The sequence below is a fragment of the Pseudoalteromonas sp. OANN1 genome (assembly GCF_024124685.1).
GTDB lineage: Bacteria > Pseudomonadota > Gammaproteobacteria > Enterobacterales > Alteromonadaceae > Pseudoalteromonas > Pseudoalteromonas piscicida.
In genome coordinates this window covers 24,662-42,504 of sequence record NZ_JAMXSE010000010.1, presented here as the reverse complement: position 1 = coordinate 42,504, position 17,843 = coordinate 24,662, and the positions used below count along the sequence as shown (strand labels likewise).

Annotated in this window: 14 protein-coding genes; 9 read left to right on the top strand and 5 right to left on the bottom strand. The window is 42.9% G+C overall.

The window, feature by feature from the left end:
* The 3 genes from NH462_RS10550 (at nucleotide 1) to NH462_RS10540 (ending at nucleotide 3,948) form a co-directional block, all read left to right on the top strand.
* A complete protein-coding gene (locus NH462_RS10550) occupies nucleotides 1-1,203 on the top strand; it encodes an FtsX-like permease family protein (RefSeq protein ID WP_253105644.1) in 1,203 nt (400 codons plus the stop codon).
* Nucleotides 1,204-1,309: 106 nt separating this feature from the next.
* Complete coding sequence (locus NH462_RS10545) at nucleotides 1,310-2,650, top strand: sigma-54 dependent transcriptional regulator (RefSeq protein ID WP_253105643.1); 1,341 nt, start codon at nucleotides 1,310-1,312, stop codon at nucleotides 2,648-2,650.
* Between the two features lie 8 nt (nucleotides 2,651-2,658).
* Nucleotides 2,659-3,948, top strand: a complete 1,290-nt coding sequence (locus NH462_RS10540; RefSeq protein ID WP_253105642.1) for an ATP-binding protein — start codon at nucleotides 2,659-2,661, stop codon at nucleotides 3,946-3,948.
* A gap of 39 nt (nucleotides 3,949-3,987) precedes the next feature.
* On the opposite strand, the gene NH462_RS10535 is transcribed toward NH462_RS10540, so the two are convergent.
* From NH462_RS10535 to NH462_RS10515, 5 genes are all read right to left on the bottom strand, one after another.
* Nucleotides 3,988-4,632 carry a 2OG-Fe(II) oxygenase gene (locus tag NH462_RS10535; RefSeq protein ID WP_253105641.1) on the bottom strand — a complete coding sequence of 215 codons (645 nt, stop codon included), beginning with the start codon at nucleotides 4,630-4,632 and terminating at the stop codon, nucleotides 3,988-3,990.
* A 63-nt stretch (nucleotides 4,633-4,695) separates the two neighbouring features.
* The gene (locus NH462_RS10530) at nucleotides 4,696-5,169 is read right to left on the bottom strand and encodes a low molecular weight protein-tyrosine-phosphatase (RefSeq protein ID WP_253105640.1); all 474 of its coding nucleotides are present in this window, start codon (nucleotides 5,167-5,169) and stop codon (nucleotides 4,696-4,698) included.
* Nucleotides 5,170-5,361: 192 nt separating this feature from the next.
* Nucleotides 5,362-6,531 (bottom strand): NO-inducible flavohemoprotein, encoded by a 1,170-nt coding sequence (hmpA, locus tag NH462_RS10525; RefSeq protein ID WP_253105639.1) that lies wholly within the window; start codon nucleotides 6,529-6,531, stop codon nucleotides 5,362-5,364.
* A gap of 25 nt (nucleotides 6,532-6,556) precedes the next feature.
* Nucleotides 6,557-7,774, bottom strand: a complete 1,218-nt coding sequence (locus tag NH462_RS10520; RefSeq protein WP_253105638.1) for an NnrS family protein — start codon at nucleotides 7,772-7,774, stop codon at nucleotides 6,557-6,559.
* Nucleotides 7,775-7,999: a hypothetical protein gene (locus NH462_RS10515; protein WP_010374807.1), complete on the bottom strand. Its 225-nt coding sequence runs from the start codon at nucleotides 7,997-7,999 to the stop codon at nucleotides 7,775-7,777.
* A gap of 161 nt (nucleotides 8,000-8,160) precedes the next feature.
* Between NH462_RS10515 and norR the strand changes: the two genes are divergently transcribed.
* The 6 genes from norR to NH462_RS10485 all read left to right on the top strand — a co-directional run bounded on the left by norR (nucleotide 8,161) and on the right by NH462_RS10485 (nucleotide 17,843).
* On the top strand, nucleotides 8,161-9,723 hold the full coding sequence (gene norR / locus NH462_RS10510) for a nitric oxide reductase transcriptional regulator NorR (RefSeq protein ID WP_366033689.1): 1,563 nt from the start codon (nucleotides 8,161-8,163) through the stop codon (nucleotides 9,721-9,723).
* Between the two features lie 241 nt (nucleotides 9,724-9,964).
* A complete protein-coding gene (gene bfr, locus NH462_RS10505; protein WP_010374801.1) occupies nucleotides 9,965-10,435 on the top strand; it encodes a bacterioferritin in 471 nt (156 codons plus the stop codon).
* A 3-nt stretch (nucleotides 10,436-10,438) separates the two neighbouring features.
* The gene (gene bfr, locus NH462_RS10500) at nucleotides 10,439-10,921 is read left to right on the top strand and encodes a bacterioferritin (RefSeq protein ID WP_010374799.1); all 483 of its coding nucleotides are present in this window, start codon (nucleotides 10,439-10,441) and stop codon (nucleotides 10,919-10,921) included.
* A gap of 152 nt (nucleotides 10,922-11,073) precedes the next feature.
* The gene (locus tag NH462_RS10495) at nucleotides 11,074-12,303 is read left to right on the top strand and encodes an ABC transporter substrate-binding protein (RefSeq protein WP_253105636.1); all 1,230 of its coding nucleotides are present in this window, start codon (nucleotides 11,074-11,076) and stop codon (nucleotides 12,301-12,303) included.
* Entirely contained in the window at nucleotides 12,300-15,611 is a 3,312-nt protein-coding gene (locus NH462_RS10490) for a response regulator (RefSeq protein ID WP_253105635.1), read from the top strand. Before NH462_RS10495 ends, NH462_RS10490 begins: the two co-directional genes overlap by 4 nt.
* A gap of 78 nt (nucleotides 15,612-15,689) precedes the next feature.
* Nucleotides 15,690-17,843: an exonuclease domain-containing protein gene (locus NH462_RS10485; RefSeq protein ID WP_253105634.1), complete on the top strand. Its 2,154-nt coding sequence runs from the start codon at nucleotides 15,690-15,692 to the stop codon at nucleotides 17,841-17,843.

Genomic DNA, 17,843 nt, shown 5'->3' with positions numbered 1-17,843 from the left:
ATGTTGGAATTAAAACCTATTATCAATGCGTTATTGCGCTCTAAAGTCGGTGCCGTACTTGCGATCCTACAACTTGCCTTGACGTTGGCAATTGTCAGCAATTCACTGTCGATTATTAGTGAGCGCGTCACCTATCTCAATAAGCCAACTGGCTATCCAGAAGAGTCGATAATCACCTTCAGTGTCATGTCGTTTGACGACAAGATAGATGCAAACCAACAGCTTATCGTTGATGAGAGAATACTAAAAAGTATCCCTGGAGTTATAGAAGCCGTGGGAGTGAGCTCGGTTCCGCTTTCAGGAGGAGGTAGCAATTCAGGATTCAGCTTAACCCCTGAAGACGATGGTAAACATACAAACTCGGGGCATTTATACGCCAATGAACAAGTGATCCGTACCTTGGGCGTTAAATTGTTAGAAGGCCGTGATTTCACATCTGGTGATGTCTTGATCTCAAGTGAATACGCTAAGCAACCAGATGTTGTTATTGCCAGTAAGGCTTTTACGGACGAGATATTTGGTGAGGGTAAAGGATTGGGCGAAACGATTTATTATGGTGGTGGCCCGTTAAAAGTCGTGGGGATTGTTGAGCGTATGACTAATGCTTGGCCGCGTTTTAGAAATGCTGATCGCTTAATTATTTTTCCTATGGTGAATGCGAATGGATTTCAAGATTTCTTAGTTCGCACCGATCCGAGTTTGCGTGGCGAAGTAATGAAAAAAATAGAGTCGGCGCTGCTTCAAGAAAATCCTAGTCGTGTGATCACAGGCATTAAAGGGCTTGATGAGGTGAAAGGAAAGTACAATTCTAAAGACTTATTGATGCTAAGAATGTTGCTAGTGCTCATCACCGCATTAGTCGTCGTGACGGCGCTGGGAATATTTGGTCTTACTCAGTTTAATATCAGCAAACGTACTAAACAGATAGGTACTCGCAGAGCTTTGGGGGCGCGCAAGTCTGCAATTGTTCGTTACTTTGTGGTAGAAAACCTCATTGTTTGTGCAATTGGCTTAGTACTTGGCACTGTGGCTACGGTTTTCCTAGGACAAAAGCTAATGTCTTTGTATTCAGTGCCACCGCTAGAAGTAAGCTATATTTTGATAACGGCGCTTGGGCTTATCGTGCTCTGTATCGCGTCAGTTATTTTTCCTGCTAAGAAGGCTGCGAACATTTCACCGAGTATCGCGACAAGAAGTGTATAACCTTTATACCAACTAGGTTGTGTAAGCAGCCTGGTCGGTATTACTTAACTTGCCTTGTATTAGTTGTGCTAGTATAGGTAACACGTAATAACAAGAATAAAATCATATGGATAAAATCTTAATTGTGGATGATAATCCTGCAGTGCTTGATGCACTGTCATTGTTACTAGAGCTGCATGATTATCAAGTGGTTACCGCGTGCTCACCGTTAGAAGCAATTAAAGTGGTGTCGTTTCAGCAAATTGCACTAGTTATCCAAGATATGAACTTTAGTGCAGACACCACCTCAGGAGAGGAGGGGGCTGCGCTATTTCACCAATTGAAAGCATTAAATGCAACACTGCCTATTATCTTATTAACGGCTTGGACTGAGCTCACCACTGCGGTTGAGCTGGTAAAAGCAGGAGCGGCAGACTATTTAGCTAAGCCGTGGGACGATCAAAAGTTACTCACCACAATTGCAAATCTCGTTGCGCTTGGTGAGGCACATAAGCAAGTTGCAAACTTTGAACGTGCTGAACAAGAACGCCAACAGTTTAATCAAGGTGCGGATTTATGCGGGTTTGTGTATAAATCGGTGGCCATGCAGCGAGTCATAGATATGGCGCTGCAAATCGCTAAATCTGATGTGTCAGTGTTAATAACCGGTCCAAATGGTAGCGGTAAAGAAAAAATTGCGGAGATCATTCAAGCGAACTCACCACTAAAAAACCAACCGTTTGTCAAAGTGAATGCAGGCGCGCTCCCAAGTGACTTAATCGAAGCTGAGCTTTTTGGTGCTGAGAGCGGTGCTTATACCGGTGCGAATAAGCAGCGTATTGGTCGCTTTGAAGCTGCTGATAAAGGCACGTTATTTTTGGATGAGATTGGTAATTTACCTCTCCCAGGACAAACAAAATTACTACGTGTTTTGCAAAGTGGCGAGTTTGAGAGGCTAGGATCAGTCGAGACAAAAAAAGTATCGGTTCGTGTCATCTCAGCAACGAACGCGGATCTGCTAGCGGATATTCGAGGGGGGAAATTCCGTGAGGATCTATATTATCGCTTAAATGTCATCGAGCTAAACTTACCCGCGTTGTCACAGCGGGTGGATGATATTTTACCTTTGGTCGCGCATTTTTTACCTGCAAGAGGACTTACTTCGGATGCCCAGCAAGCATTATGTGAACACCCTTGGCCTGGAAACGTACGGGAGCTTGAAAATGCCTGTAAACGTGCGGCGGTATTGAATCCTGATGGCGAGCTCAGTGCCAAAGATTTTGGTCTTGATGTGCAGGCAAATACAGCACAAGTTAGCGTAACGCAAACCATACGAGAACCCAGTAAAGAAGAATTGGAGCAGGCGCTCAAGACTCACCTTGGTGTGATTGCGAAAGTGGCGCGACATTTTAACATGAGTAGACAAGCGCTTTATCGTCGCTTGCAAAAGTTTGGCATTGAATATTAAGGACAATAATGACGACCTCGCAGCAACATGCATTGATCATTGCCATCAGTATTATTATTGGCCTTATTCCTTTATGGTTCTTACTCGATGACCACAGTGGCTTCATTGTAATAGTGCTGGGCTCCGTCAGTGTTGCACTACTGTTGTATAAACTATTAATGCGTGAAAGCAAAGCGGGGTGGGAGGCGTTAGAAGTCGGCTTGATGAACTTTAAGGATGGCGAATTTTCTACGTCCATTACCTATAACGCTAACAATGAGCTCGGTAGACTGTGTCAGTTATTCAATGAAACAGCAAAGCAGCTGAGAGATGAAAAACAATGGATTTATCAGCGTGAGCTGATGCTTGATAAAGTGCTAGAGTCGTCACCTCAGGTACTTGTCCTCGTCGACTCACAGGATGTGGTGGTATTTGCTAACAATAGTGCAAAAACGTTTTTTAACTGTGAGCATCGCCTTGAAGGTGAGCGTTTTAGTAAGTTGTTATCTGAAGTTCCCGATGAACTTCAGCAAGCTGCAAACAAACAACTTGATGGCTTGTTCTCAATACAAAACAGCAGTGGTGAGTCGCAAATGTGGCATCTCGCCAACGGTGAGTTATTACTCAACAACCACTTTCACAAATTATATATTTTTAAGCAATTCACTCGAGAGTTGAGCCGCCAAGAAGTGCAAGTTTGGAAGAAAGTGATCCGCATCATTAGCCATGAGTTAAACAACTCATTAGGGCCAATTTCATCTATGTTGCACAGCGGACAGATCTTGGCTGAACGCGTGGATGAACCTAGACTAAGCCGAGTCTTTGCGACGATAGAAGAGCGCATTGTGCACCTTAGCGAGTTTGTTCAGGGCTATGGTAAGTTCGCCAAACTTCCTTTGCCAAACACTGAATCTGTGGATCTGCAGGTTTTGTGTGAGCGGCTGCAAAGCCATTGGTCATTCCAATATCAGCTTAGTCAAACGCAATTACAGGCAGACACGACACAGTTAGAACAGTTACTTATTAATTTGATAAAGAATGCGACCGAGTCTGGCTCAGAGATAGAGGAAATCTGTGTTCAATCTGAGCAGCGCAGCGACGAGGTTTATATTTGGGTGCTTGATAGAGGTGAAGGCATGAGTGACACCGTGATGGCCAATGCCTTAATTCCATTTTACTCTACCAAAGCGTCGGGAACAGGGCTTGGTTTAGCGCTGTGCAGAGAAATTGTGGAAGCACACAACGGTAAGATCAGCCTCTATAATCGCGATGGTAAAGGCTTGTGCGTCGAAATTCGGTTACCGAACAAATTATCCTGAATTTACTCAGGATAATAAACTTAAGACTGAGCTCATCAATTATTTTGGTGGATCAATCGAATGGTTAATGCTGGTGTTAACCCTAAACCACCCTGCAATTGAATAGCGCTTTTCGTTGGCAACCAGTACTTCATGAGGAAATTCATCACTTAAAAAGGTAACTAGTGTGCCGTAACTTGGCAGCACCGTAGTGAGTATTTCGTCGTGATTATCGGGATTGTAAACCACTAGTTCGCCACCATTGTCTGACGCCCAAGACTGGTTTAAGTACAATACTGTGGTCAAAATTCGGTTGGTCTTTCCCTTAAAGGCGTCCATATGCTTTTTGTAAAACGCCCCAGGAGGATAAATGGCAAAGTGGCTTTCATAACTAAAGAGTCCCATAAACAGCCGTCTGTTCAAATAGGCCTTTAGCTCGCTCATGTAGTTGAGCCAAACAGATTCCAACTCATTGCTGGTGTCTAACCAGTGAATTTTATCTCTGCGAATTTTCTTATTTTGCTCGTGAGAGGCTAAACGACCAATTCCAGCTTGCTTAAAGTCGTCACTGCTGAGCTCTGCTATTCTCAATTCCAACTTGGATAAAATGTCGGGACTGACGAAATTTGGCAAAATACTAATGCCTGTGGTTTGTAAGTCCTGAGCTAATTTCTCGAACGGAAATTCTAAGTCTAAATCTAACAATAGCGGCGCCTCTGAAAAAGGTCTTTTTACCGCTTTGTTTGGTACCGATCCAGCGAGTTAATTTCACCTTGTCGATAAGCGAATTTTGTTAATGATGTTTTCACAGGCTACTTCGATTAAATCAAGCACATGTTCAAAGCCACGTTCACCGCCATAATATGGATCAGGCACTTCATGCTCACTCATGTCACCAAACGCTGAAAACAGCTGAACTTTATGCACTAAGTCGTTAGGACAAATGGAGAGTAGGTCGCGGTAATTAGCGTTGTCTGCACACAAAACTAAGTCGTAATCTTCAAAATCACTGCGTTTTACTTGCTGCGCTGATATGCCTGAAAAGTCATACCCTCTTGCGCTGCCTGCTGCGACACTTCGTGGATCTGGAGGGTTACCTTGATGATAGCCAATGGTGCCAGCGGAATCGATACGGGTTGTTAAGTCTGTTGCTGCGAGTTTATGCTTTAATACCGCCTCCATAGTTGGAGAGCGGCAGATATTACCCATGCAGACGACTAAGATACTAGAAATTGCGCTCATATTGTTGTCCTTCAAGTACGCTTTTATACCAATAGTATTCATTCTCCAAGTCTACCGATTTTTTAATTCAGAGCAAAATATAAGATTCCGGCTAATACCAATAGTATTCATTCACCCAGTCTAGCGATTTTTTTAGGGCAAAATATAAGGCGCCGCTAATACCAATCGTATTAGGACGCCAAATTTAACTCGTTAGTTTGGAAGATTTTCGTGAGGACCAAATACCTCATAGAATATTTGCTCGGCTTGTACACCGGCATTCATCAGTTGGGTTTTGATAAAGCGCATAAAGGCAACCGGACCGCATAGGTAGAACTCTCCGTCTGTGAGCGGCAAAGCATTTTTGATTGCGTTGATATCCATCAGTCCAGAATGCGTACCGTCGGCTTCTGACTCCAACCAAGTAACCACATTAAAATCTCGGATATTGCTACCAAGCTCATTGATTTCTTGATTGAAACCTAAGTCACTGTGAGTTTTATTCGCGTGTAAAAAGTGTGCTTCGACTTCAGGTGAATGTTGGCTATGAACACCAAGCATGCAAAGCATAGGGGTTATTCCAACCCCAGCGCTAATGTATACCTTTGGACTGGCTGTGTGTTGTCTGACAAAGTCTCCAGCTGGTGGAGTGAGCTTGAGGGTGTCGCCCGCCTTAAGTGTATGAAGATATTGCGATACTGCACCGTCGTGTTTAGTAGAGATCCTAAGGTACGAACCATTGGGGGCAACAGACAAAGAGTATTGGCGGATCTGCTGAAACCCTGCCACTTCTTTTGGTACAAAGACAGAAACAAATTGTCCAGCTTGGTAATGAGGTAGGGCCTTACCGTCGACAGGCTTGAGATAAAAGCTTTTAATATTTTCAGTATTACTTATCACCTTTTCAATTGTAAATTCACGAGTTCCTTGCCACCCACCTTGCTGCTCAAGCGCGGTTTGGTACAGGCCATGCTCTGCGGTGATAAATAAATCGGCTAAAAACTGGTAGGCACTAAGCCAAGCTTGCTCTATTTCGTCTGTGAATTGCTCGCTGAACTCGGCTTTGAGTGTTGCAATTAAATGCCGGCCAACAATAGCGTATTGCTCCGGTAAAATCCCAAGGCTAACGTGCTTATGGTTGATACGTAAAATGGCGTCACTGAGTACCTCTGGTTGATCAATGTAATTGGCATAGGCCGCTAATGCGGAAAATAGTGCCAATGGCTGTTTTCCCGAAGCCTGATGGGATTGGTTGAATACCCCTTTTAGCTCTGGGTGTTGATTGAACATCCGATGATAAAACTTGGCGGTGATCTCGGGACCAACCTGGGCCAATAGCGGTGCACTTTGTTTTACCAACTCAATCGTATTGTTTGTAAGCATTAATATCTCCAGTTTGAGAGTAGAGTTAACCTATTCGCCCATCGACGCGTTTTTGTATCAGCATGGGCGCGAAGGTAAAGGAAAAAAGCATAAAACCAAAAACCCAAGCTACGGCACTTAACTGCCATGCATTGTGCGGGTTTATAAAATGAATAAGGAAAGCGCGGATAAGACCTGAGACCGCGATACAGATAAATGCCAGTGTAGTTGTCGTACCTACCTGTAATAGTCGACCTGTGTGGCCCAAGGTAACGCGAGTCATCATGGCTAAAATCATTAATCCCATGCCATTAATTGCCACTAAGTGAAGGTGGCTACGTAAATGCTCTGGCGCAAAGGTATTGTTGTATGCGCTAATTATTAAACCCACTGCGATTGCACAATATGACAGGTACAGTGACCAAAGCAGCGGTACGTTAAATAATTTACCGTTAAACCAATAAATTGCTCTTATCGAGTGCAGTAGCCCAAGGAGCAGTAGTGCAGCACTTAAATAGTGAGTATTTTGTATCGTAAACTGCAGGATATAGGTGAAAACGCAGATGATGGCGAGGTAAAAGATCGCCCTGTCTAACCTTGGAGTATGTGGTTTTTGTGCTTGCTGCAATCCTCGGGCAATAAAAAACGGAATAACGCGGCCACCCACCACACCAATCAACAGCATGTAAGCAATAAGTGTTGCTTGGCTTGCAGCGCTTAGCAATGAGAAGTGCTGGTTGTGAAGTAAAATTAAAAATACGATGTTGCAGCCACACAACATGCTTACAGCAAAAATAAAAACACGATTGTTTTTGGATTTTGCATCAACAATTACGCTCGTTAAGTTGAATAGTATAATGAGCCAAAAACTTAGTTGTAGTAGCAAGGTGATGATGATTGATGGAGTTGCCACAAAAAAGCTCAGCCTAGCGGCACACCAAATAATACAGAGTGACAGCAGTTCGCCACCATGTAATGTCTGTCTTTGCGTCCAATTTTTTGCTGCGGTTAGCAAAAATCCGGCGACGACAGCACCGCCAAAGCCAAACAGCATCTCGTGGGCGTGCCAATAGGTCGCTGGGTAGCCATTACGCCAAACAACATTGCCATTGAGCAATAAAGCCCATACAGAAATGCTCACGACAGCGAATAACCCCGCGAGTAAAAATAGCGCTCTAAAGCCGAGCATTAACACGGGCCAAGTAGATGGTGTATACCAACACACGGCTTTTGGACTGGGCTCTTCTAGCTGGATTAAGCTCATTTATTTAACCTCCAAACCTAGGTGGTATAGACAAACAAGGCGGATGACGTAGGCAAGCTTAATCAAGGCGGCCAATACGATAGTACTAATATGTGCTGCAATTTGTGAGAAGAGGCTGAAGCTTTCAACGCTAAAAAAACTCACTTGCAGTGACAGCATAAACGCTGCGAGTGAAGTGAAAATGGCGATGTTGCTATATCTTAAAAGTTGGTATGCGCGGCTCATCGTTAACTCTGCGAATGTTGATATATAGACTGCACATTGCAGGTGTCACGCCAACTTTAAAATGCTATATAAATCATTGGATTAGTATCATCTTATTGATGTTTGAGTCAAATTGACCTATCTTAAATGGTGTTTATTTGAATAAATTGAGTCTTTTTGACATGAATTCGTTAGCGCTCTCCAAATTGCTTGAGCTTAGTATGTCGTTGTCACGACTTTCGTTGGCGCAAGAGGGTCGTGAGGTTAAGCAATACGCTAAGTCCTTGCTTTCAGCATTGAGTCAATCTGTTACCGCTGATGCCATCGCCATTCTCTATGGCGATCAGCATGCATTAACTATCCTAGCTTGCAATGGGTTGAGTGCGGACGCTGTTGGGCGGCAATTTTTGCTTACAGAGCAACCTAGATTGATGTCCATTTTCGAGTCTGACGAACTAGTTAGTTTTCCTGCCAATAGCGACTTACCGGACCCTTACGATGGTCTGTTGCTCGCCGAAGAAAGTCGCTTACCAGTACATGCCTGCATGGGATTTAAGGTCGCGCTGCAAAGTAGCACCTTATTGATGACGTTCGATTGTCTTAAACCTGATAGCTTTGAGCACTTGTCTGAGGTTTATATGAAAACCCTACAAGCAATTGTCTCAAGTAGTGCATTACGTATGTTTGAAGCTGAACGGCTCTATGAGCAAGCACGTGCATCTACCCTTACTCAATCCCAAAAGTCCGTTAAAAAGCAAATCTTGGTAGGAGAGAGTGCGGTGATGCACTCGCTTAAATCAGAAATTGAACTGGTTGCTGGTTCTGAATTTAATGTGCTTATTCAAGGTGATACAGGAACGGGTAAAGAGTTAGTAGCAAAACACGTACACTTTAACTCCCAACGAAATGACAAACCGTTCGTACAAATTAACTGTGCGGCACTTCCTGACTCGATAGCAGAAAGCGAACTCTTTGGTCACAAAAAAGGCGCGTTTACCGGGGCCGATAAAGACCGATTAGGCAAATTTGCAGCCGCGGACGGCGGCACGCTGTTTTTGGATGAAGTTGGCGAACTGAGTCTGACTTTACAGAGCAAACTATTACGTGTGTTGCAAAGCGGTGAGGTGCAAGCGGTAGGTGCTGACCACATTCATATTGTCGATGTTAGAGTGGTTGCTGCGACTAATCGTGATTTAAAAGAAGAGGTGAGGCGCGGAAAATTTAGGGCTGATCTTTATCATCGCTTGAGTGTGTATCCTTTATTTGTTCCTCCACTGATCGAAAGGCTAGATGACATCCCGCTGCTGGTTGGGTTCTTTTTAGAGCAGCTAAGAGGCACGCTCAACGCAAAACAAGTGGTGATGGATAGGCAAGCACTCAGCCTATTAATGCATTACGACTGGCCGGGCAATGTCAGAGAGCTTGAACATTGTGTCAGTCGTGCAGCGTTAAAAGCTAAGCATCAACAGTGGCAGGCTAATATCATTGAGATCCATGACATAGATATCGCGCCAAAACACAATCAACAAATTCAGCAGGCTGAGTGCCTTACCACGCAAGAGAAAACACCTCCTGTCGCTATGAAATTCGCCGTCGAGCTACTACAAAAAGACATGATCGTTAACGCGATGGAACGTCATGGGTTAAATTGGTCGGCAGCTGCGAGAGAGCTGGAAATGGATAGAGCAAATTTAGTTCGACTGGCAAAGCGTTTAGGGTTGGATGTTAAAAAGCAGATGAGTTAAGCAGCCGGAGCTGCTTTTATGAGTTTCAATAACTTAGCAAATTTTTTATTTTGAGTTTTGATTGAATACAAGCGGTTCAAAAAATGAAATCCTAAATGTAATGAAAATTGTTATTAATACTCTTATAAGTTGTTTATTTTAAAAGGGTATATTAAGAAAACTGTTATTTTTATTTAATCTTGCGAAGAATAAATATTGAACTAGGGTTATAGGGCGTCACTCGACATTATTAGGGGGCCCTATGCAGGGTAATAAGCAAGTCATAACAGCGCTAAACCAAGTGCTTACGCTAGAGTTAACATCGATAAACCAGTTTTTTCTACACGCAAGAATGTACAAAAATTGGGGGCTTGAAGAGCTAAACGAGAAAGCATATAAAAAATCTATCAAGGACATGAAGCAAGCTGATGACCTTATCGAGCGCATATTATTCCTTGAAGGGTTACCAAACCTCCAGCATTTAGAAAAGTTACGAATAGGTGAGCATACCGAAGAGATGATGGCGTGCGACTTGGCGTTTCAACTCGATCAGCTTCCGACTTTGCGCGATGCAATTGCGCTGTGTGAACACGAACAGGATTATGTTAGTCGAGAGCTACTAGAAGACATTCTTGAATATGAAGAGGGCTATGTGGATTGGCTCGAAACGCAGCACTTCTTAATCAAAAATACCGGCATTGAAAACTATCTGCAATCGCAGATTGAGGGGTAAGTTATGCAAGGCAATTCTACCGTTATCGACTTACTCAACAAGCAACTTACGCTTGAGCTTTCTTCTATGGATCAATATTTGGCTCATGCCAAAATGTATGAAGATTGGGGACTGGAAAAGCTACACCATAAGTTATCTCACGAATACGAAGAAGAGCTTGATCACGCTAAGCGGATCACGGAGCGCATTTTGTTTTTGGAAGGCACGCCAGATACTGCTTCTCGTGCGCCAATTCACGTCGGTGCTGACGTGAAAGAAATGCTAGAAAATGACTTGGCTGCGGAAATTCTGGTAAAAGATCATTTGAAAAAGGTGATAGCTGTGTGTGAGCAAGCGCAAGATTATGTTACCCGTGAAATGCTCGAAACCCTGTTAGATGACACCGAAATGGATCACATTTATTGGCTTGAACAGCATATCAATTTAATCAAACTAATTGGTTTACCAAACTACATTCAGAGCCAACTTGCTAATAGCCCTGAATGATCCCAACCACCGCGCCTACCTTTGGGTGCGGTTTCTTTGTGTGCCATGCGTTGTCTTGGTGATTTAAAACGAGCAAGGTATTCGCTATAAAATTAAGCAATCACAATGATTTGAACTAAAGTTTAGTTATGTGTTGAGTGATTAGTAGTACGATGAAAATATTATTACTGTTTTTCTGCCTCCTGAGCTCGGTTTGTCTCGCAGCAAACTCCAAGCAAGCGTTTCGTATTTATCATGACGCTGATTATTCCAATTTAAATGAGTCAGCCGAAGCGATAAAAATGGGGTTTTTAACCGCATTAGATGAAGTAGATAATCAAATCCAAGGTTATAAGATTGAATTGGTGGCCAAAGATCATCGTGGTAATAGTAATCGTAGCTTGCTTCACTTTAAGCAATTTTTAAAAGATCCCAATGCTTTGTTAGTACTTGGAGGCGTGCATTCTCCCCCCTATATCAAATTTCGTCAGTTTATCAACGAGAATAAGGCGCTGCTATTGGTTCCTTGGGCCGCTGGTGGACCAATTACAAGATACCCGAGTAAGGATAATTGGATTTATAGGCTTTCTGTGGATGACACCAAAGCGGGTAAAGTACTCATCAATTATGCAAAGCAACAAGGTTGTGTTGCACCTCATTTACTCCTTGAGGATACCGCATGGGGGCGATCCAATTACGACACACTGTTAGAAGAATATAAAAAATCCAAGCCTAACAACGCACTGCCAGTATCTTGGTTTAACTGGGCAACTAAGAAAAATGAGGCGCGGATCATTATCCATAATATTATTGAAAGTGAGCCACAATGTATCATTTTTGTTGGCAATGCGATTGAGGGAGCTGAGTTTGTAAAAGCCATGGCAAGTATTGACAAGGGGCAGCGCCTGCCCATTTTGAGTCATTGGGGAGTAACTGCGGGTAACTTTTTTGAAGTGGTTGGGGATAAGTTATCAGCAGACGTTTCATTGGCGGTCCTACAAAGCTGTTTTTCTTTTGAGAATAAACCATTAAGTGCGTTTTCGGCACGGGTATTTAATCGTGCAAAACAGCTTTTCCCGACCGAGTTTGCCAAGCATGGATTTGTTCAAGCAGCTCCCGGATTTATCCATGGCTATGACATTGCCAAGCTTCTTATTGCGGCAGCGGAGCAGATAAAACTGGCAGATTCAGTCGCGACCAACAGAGCCTTGTTAAAAAGCGCATTTGAGGATTTGCAATCGCCGGTCAACGGTCTAGTAAAGACGTATCAACGGCCTTTTAGTGTCTGGAGTGATAAAAATGATTCAGCCCATGAAGCGCTAACCGTGCAAGACTTGTGTATGGGACAGTACCAGTCTAATGGCAGTATTAAACTAGTTTATAGTTACCCGGGGTCGCATTGAAAACTAAATTCACCTTAACGAGTAATCGCGCTTTTTACACCTTTTTAGGGCTAACGGCTATCGTTTCACTTCTGCTCAGCGCACTTTTTGTTGGGCTGAGAGCAAACGTCATTGTCGAAGACTTAGTGAAAGAAACGAATGAAACCCAAGCTCAACTCGCAGTTAACAATTTAACTCAGTATCTTGAGAGCCGTAAGCAGATACTCTCTGATCTTTCTCTACACCCTATTATCGTAAATGGTGCGATGGGTACGGGGCTCTCCGTTGCTAAGTTACGAGACTTTATGCGCAGTTTTCAGATCATAGGTAGAGAAGAAAAGTTAATGGTGATTAATGTATTGGGCGATGTTATTTACGCAAACTTTGATTCTCATGAAGTGTTAGGCCAAAAACCAAAATGGCTCGATAAAGTGATCAATGCAGAGTTGGGCAGTGCGATAGATCTCACTCAGGTTGGCAACCTGCACTATTTCACAATCGCAGTACCGATTTACTATAACGGCTTTGCTGAGGGAGCACTTATTGGCGAGTTTTCTACGAGTTTAGAGAGTATGTTGAGCTCCTCATCATCCACATCTTTTCATAGCATTGGTTTAAAAGGCAGGTGGATTAACTTTTCTAACACCCAAAAAGTTGAAACTTACTTTAGTGTAAGCAGTCTCGATGTTGGCTCCACCGATTTAGTATTGGACTATCGTGTAGAGAAGAGTCAAGTCACTGATGAAGTGAAAATATTTGTGTGGGATCTTATTGGTGCTATTGCCTTTGGACTGTTCCTATCATTTGGCTTTCTCTATTTATTTGGTAAGCAACTTTTGTTAAACCCGTTCAAAAAACTAGAAGAATCAAGGACAACACTCAAACGTAGTGAAGAGCGATTTAAACTTGCAATATTTGGTAGCGATGATGGTCTTTGGGACTGGGATCTTGAACGGAATGCTGTGTTTTATTCAGACAGATTCAAATCTTTACTAGGCTTTTCGCAAGAGACACAAGCCTTATTCTCTGCGCATATTTCTAGTTTATTTGACCGAGTCCACCCTGCAGATCTCCCCAATTTAGAAAACTCAATTAAGTTTCATATGACAGAAGAAGAGCCTTTTGGTGTCGAGTGCCGAATAAAAACGAGGCAAAACAGCTATCGCTATTTTTGGCTAAAAGGCGCGGCAGCACTTAAAGATGGACAAGCGAAGCGGATAGTTGGCTCACTGTCGGATATTACCGATCAAAAGCTTCACCAAGACGCGCTGAAAAAGGCAAAGGAACAAAATGATTTACTCGCTCAAGCAATAGAGTGCGCAAATGTCGGCATAACGATTGTTGACGCGACTAAGCCTGAATTACCAATCGTATTCGCGAATAAAACATTTCAACAAATCACCGAATATGATGATGAAGTACTGGGTAAAAACTGTCGCTTTTTGCAAGGTGAACATACCCAACAGCAAGCGTTAGACGAAATCAGGGAAGCAATAATAGCTCACGAATTCGTCAAAGTTGAATTGATCAATTACACCAAATCTGGAAAGGCATTTTGGAATAGTTTACAGATCTCTCCGGTGTTCAACGAACAAAATCAATTAACGGCATTCGTTGGTATCCAACAGGATATTACCGCTGCTGTTGAGGCGAAAAAGGAACTAGAACAAGCGAAGCAAGCTGCGGAGCAGGGCGCGCAAGCTAAAAGCGAGTTTTTAGCGTCAATGAGTCATGAGATCCGCACACCAATGAATGGTGTGATAGGCATGTTAAGTCTGCTAGAAGATGAGCACCTTACACAAGCTCAATTACATAAAGTGAGTCTTGCAATGGGCAGTGCCAAGTCACTATTAAATCTCATCAACGATATTTTAGATTTTTCTAAAATTGAAGCGGGTAAGCTTGAGCTTGAGTCACTAGATTTCGATATTAGGGCATTGCTTGGCGAATTGATTCAGTCCGTTGCGTTGCAAGCGCAGAAAAAGGGACTTGAACTTATTTTAGATGTTACCCAACTTGAAAAGCCATTGGTGCAGGGGGATCCGAGTCGCATTCGACAAATAATCACCAACCTAATTAGTAATGCAATCAAGTTTACCGAGCAAGGCGAGATCATCATCCGAGCTTGGTTTAGTGAAGTGGATAATAAACTGAGATTTCATTGCTCAGTTGAAGATACCGGCATAGGGATACCTGAGGACAAAGCAGATAGGCTTTTTGCTAAATTCTCTCAAGTTGATGCCTCTACTACTAGAAAGTATGGAGGGACTGGACTGGGGCTTGCCATTGTCAGGCAACTCTGTGAATTAATGGATGGCGATATCGCCGTGAGTAGTCGGTTTGGGCATGGTAGTCAATTTGAATTTTTCGTGACTTTGATCCATGGTGACAATACTCAATTCGAAGCTGCAAAAGTTGATTTGCAAGGGATCAAAATACTCCTAGTTGACGATAATCTCTCCGCCTTGACGAGTTTGGAATCTCAATTGAGGCATTGGGGGGCGGATGTGTATAAAGCCAGCTCTGGAATACAAGCACTATCTCTGTGTGAAGCTGAATACCAACGTGATAAAAATGTGTTTGATATCGCCTTATTGGATATGACGCTTAGAGGCATGTCGGGTGAGCAACTCGGTGCTGCACTAAAAAATGATAAGCGATTCAAAGCAATAAAGCTTATCATGATGACGCAAATGGGTACCAAGGGGGATGGCCAGTTTTACGCGGAGCGTGGCTATTCAGGCTATTTTCCAAAGCCCGTGACAACCAAAGACCTTTTTGATGCGTTAACCATTTTAGCTGAAGATGGCAAGGCGTTGGCGAATGCGAAACCACTGGTTACGAGTCACTATCTGAAACTGGTAAGAAAGGCGAACGAAACCGAATTTACGTGGCCAAAACCTTGTCGTATTCTACTGGTTGAGGATAACAAGGTGAACCAAGTTGTCGCATTAAGTATGCTCAAAAAATTGGGGATAACCCATATTGAAGTTGCCGAAAACGGACTGCTTGCTATTGAGCTGCTCAAGTCACATCAAGATGAATGTCAATTTGAGCTAATTTTAATGGATTGTCAGATGCCAGAAATGGATGGCTATCGGACTACCGAGTTAATCCGAGAGGGAGCCGCAGGTGAGAGTTATCAAGGAGTAAAAATACTAGCCATGACAGCCAATGCAATGTCCGGTGATAGGGAAAAGTGTCTAAATGCAGGCATGAATGACTATCTCACAAAACCCATTTCGGAAGAGCCTCTGAGCGAGAAACTACAATATTGGCTATACAAAAGCGAATACGCTTCCTCAGACGATACAGAAGAAACGACTTAAGGGGGTAACTGAAGCAAATTGGCAATATTTCCTATCTATGATAATCTTTACTGTATATAAAAACAGTTGTCTAGATTTGTGTTGAGAAAAGAATTACCCGCCAAATATTACTTAAGCCACTTTAGTGAGCTTAGCGATTATTTACTTAAAGTATGTCAACCGCTATTAAGTAGTGCTCAGCGTGAGCTGCTGGCTGAGCTACACCGCTTGCCTGAAGATGAATTATGTTTGTTAGTGCGGTTTATTTCCCGCAAAACTCCTTTTCTGGATATCAATTCACTGCGCTACGAAGAGATCAATAATATTTGTGAAGTCGCGTTTTCATTAAAAGCAAAGGGATTACTTCGTCAGGTACAACAAGACGACTTTCAAGCTCTGCTGCATTGCTTAACTAAACCATGTTTAATTGAACTTGCCGAGCGAGAGAATTTAACTACACTGCCAAATAAATCGGCAAAAAAATCGCTCTGGGTAGCGCATATCAATCAATCTGTCTGCGTTGAACATCTAAATGCACAAGAATACCTATCCCAGTATCTCACGCTCTCATTTCAAGCCGATATCGACTACTTTCTATTTTTGTACTTTGGCAAGGTAGGCTTTAGCTTAGCGCAATTTTCGATGCGAGATCTTGGTGTAATGAATACCAGGAGCGCTGACGCCGCTTACCATGCACATTTTGAACAAAAAGCAGAAGCCGTGAGCGCGTTTTATTATGCAAATGCACTCAGTGAGCTCAAAAACGCCCCTGAAGATGAGTTAGTACAGCGTGCTAGACAGGCCGCAGCGCAACAATTGCCTGAGGTCGATGGGCAATATGCAGTGATTGCACATGCAAAGTACCTGTTAACGCTTGCCAGAAAGTTAGGTCCTGAATTTTCCCATTTTAAAACCTTACTGGGTATGAGTGAGCACCCTCAAGCTTGTGAGATGTTGATACGACATAATTATAAGCAAGGTGAAGTTGAGCTGGTGCGAGAGCAATTAGAGCGCATATTACAGGGGGAAAGTGATGAAACATTGATGATCTTCGCGGAAGACTTTTATCAGCGTAAATTTAACCAAAAACGCACTTCTATACTTACGGATATGCTAAGAAAAAGTCAACCTGCAATCCAAATTGATGAGGCTTTTAAGGGACAAACAGAGGCTGGCGTCATTGCTTATTATAAACGTCATGGTATTGAGGCCTATCATGTTGAGAATGAAATTTGGCTGACCTTATTTGGATTGACCTTTTGGCAAGAACTGTTTTATCACCCAAAAAGTATCGTAGCGAATGGGTTTTCTAGGACTCCGCTGGCGTTAAAAGAAAATCGCTTTTACAGCGAATTTGAGGAGGAAATTGAATGTCGCTTAGCGAGTTTTACAGATACTTCTGCTTGGATGAACTGGCTTCTACGCCAGATGAGCGAACATTACGGAGAGCCCAATCGGTTGTTTATTTGGCACGATAAGATGCTCGACTCAATAAAAATATTACTGTCTAACTTGTCAATTGAGGATGTTAAATCTGTTTTAAGGCTAATGTGTAGTGATTTTCATCTGATGAAATCTGGTTTTCCCGATCTGATGATAGTCGACAAAAAAGCGGGTTTAAGGTTTGAAGAAATCAAGGCTCCTGGAGATAGTCTTAGCCGAAGTCAGCTGGTTAACATTTCTAAACTCTTGCAATGCAATATTCCCACGCGACTGCAAACCGTTGAATGGCATATTTGCAAAGAGCAACCTTATGTCGTTGTTGATATTGAAACCACCGGTGGCAATAAAGAGTTTGATCGAATTACCGAGGTAGCCATGGTAAAAGTCGTTAACGGCGAGGTCGTTGCTAAATGGCAATCACTTGTTAATCCGATGCGTCGTATCCCACAAAAAATCACGGAACTGACAGGGATCACTCAGGCAATGGTGAGTGATGCTCCCGTTTTTTTTGAAATTTTGGAGCAAGTTGAGCTGTTTAGCCAAGGTGCTATTTTTGTCGCGCACAATGTGAACTTTGATTATGGCTTCATTCGGCAGGAGTTTGCTCGAGTCGGCCGAGAGTTTACTCGTGCGAAGTTATGTACTGTGCAGTTAGGCCGAAAGTTTGTACCAGGCTTGCGCTCTTATGCGCTCGGGGCGTTTTGCCAAGCGATGAATGTACCTTTGATTAATCATCACCGAGCGATGGATGATGCTTATGCTACCGCTAAAATTTTCATTCAAATCAATACAATAAGACAGGAAAAGTAG